Consider the following 1172-nt stretch of genomic DNA (forward strand, 5'->3'; position numbering starts at 1 on the left):
TACTGACTTCGGCTTGTCAGGGTGATATTGGGGTGTCGAGGGTCAGGCCGGTGCCGGCTATGAAGCCGTCGAGGGTGTCGGGCCGGTACTGCAGGCGCTTGAGCCGGTTGCGTACGAGGGCTTCGAGTCGGTCGAGGGCCATGACGGCGAGGTTGGCCAGGCTGTGCTTGACGTGTGCCCAGACCCATTCGACGGGGTTGAGATCGGGTGAGTAGGCGGGAAGCAGGAACACCGTCAGCCAGGCGCGCTCGGCGATCAAGTCACGCATGGCGTGGGATACATGGGTGTTCAGGCGGTCCCAGACCAGCACGATCGGTGCCTTGACGAGCTGGTGGACGCCGTCGACCAAGGCGATGAAGTCGCGTTCGCCCATGCTGCGGCGCTGGCCCCTGCCCGCGGGGTGGGTGCGCAGGCGGTGGCACAGCCGGGTGCGCGAGCCCGGCCGCATGGCGATCAGCCCGGCCACCGACAGGCGTCCCGAGCGGCGGCCGCTGACCGTCACGACCGGTGTGTGACCGCGTCGGCCCCAGGTGCGTCCTCTGGGCGGACGGCGGGTGAAGCCTGCCTCGTCCTCGAAGCAGATGTAGCCCCCGCAGGCCGCCCGGGCGCTTTTACCTCCGCCCAGGTCACCTCTTTCCAGGCGGTGACGGCCTGCTCGTCGCGCTCGGCCACCCGCCGCGCGGGGACTTGTGGGCTGAAGCCGAGCCGGTGCATCAGCCTCGTGGCACCCGAGACGCTGTAGGAGACGTGGAACTTCCTGCCGATCAGCGTGGCCACCCGCGCGGCCGTCCACACCTGGTCCTCCACCCAGCCGTGCGCGGCCGGGCCCTGCTCCAGGTATGCGGCCAGTTTCTCCTGGCAGCGCGGGGACAGGCGGCACCGCGACCCGCTCGGACCACGTGACGCCAGTGCCTCGACCCCGCCCTCCCGCCACAACTGGTGCCACTGGTACGCCGACTTCGGGCTCACCCGCAGCTGACGCGCGACCTCCGACGGCTTGATCTTCCGCTCGAACAACTCGGCTGCCTGAACCCGGACCGCCTGTCGGCGCTCACGTCCAGCAGGGGTCAGCCCGCCCCCATCCGCATATCTCACACAGCACCGGATACAGCCACTGCTCCAGACCCATCAGGAACTTCACCAAGGTTCACCCTGACGAGCCGATGTCAGTA

The 1172-nt window shown here is 68.9% G+C and carries 2 protein-coding genes; both read right to left on the minus strand.

Annotated elements, in window-relative coordinates; translation table 11 throughout:
- Nucleotides 1–16 precede the first annotated feature (16 nt).
- A complete protein-coding gene (locus tag ACGF0D_RS44325; protein WP_392926277.1) occupies nt 17–583 on the minus strand; it encodes a transposase in 567 nt (188 codons plus the stop codon).
- Nucleotides 499–1071 (minus strand): winged helix-turn-helix domain-containing protein, encoded by a 573-nt coding sequence (locus ACGF0D_RS44330; RefSeq protein ID WP_392926279.1) that lies wholly within the window; start codon nt 1069–1071, stop codon nt 499–501. The genes ACGF0D_RS44325 and ACGF0D_RS44330 overlap by 85 nt, the downstream gene beginning before the upstream one ends.
- Nucleotides 1072–1172: the final 101 nt, after the last annotated feature.

The organism is Kitasatospora sp. NPDC048298, from assembly GCF_043201465.1.
Taxonomy (GTDB): domain Bacteria; phylum Actinomycetota; class Actinomycetes; order Streptomycetales; family Streptomycetaceae; genus Kitasatospora.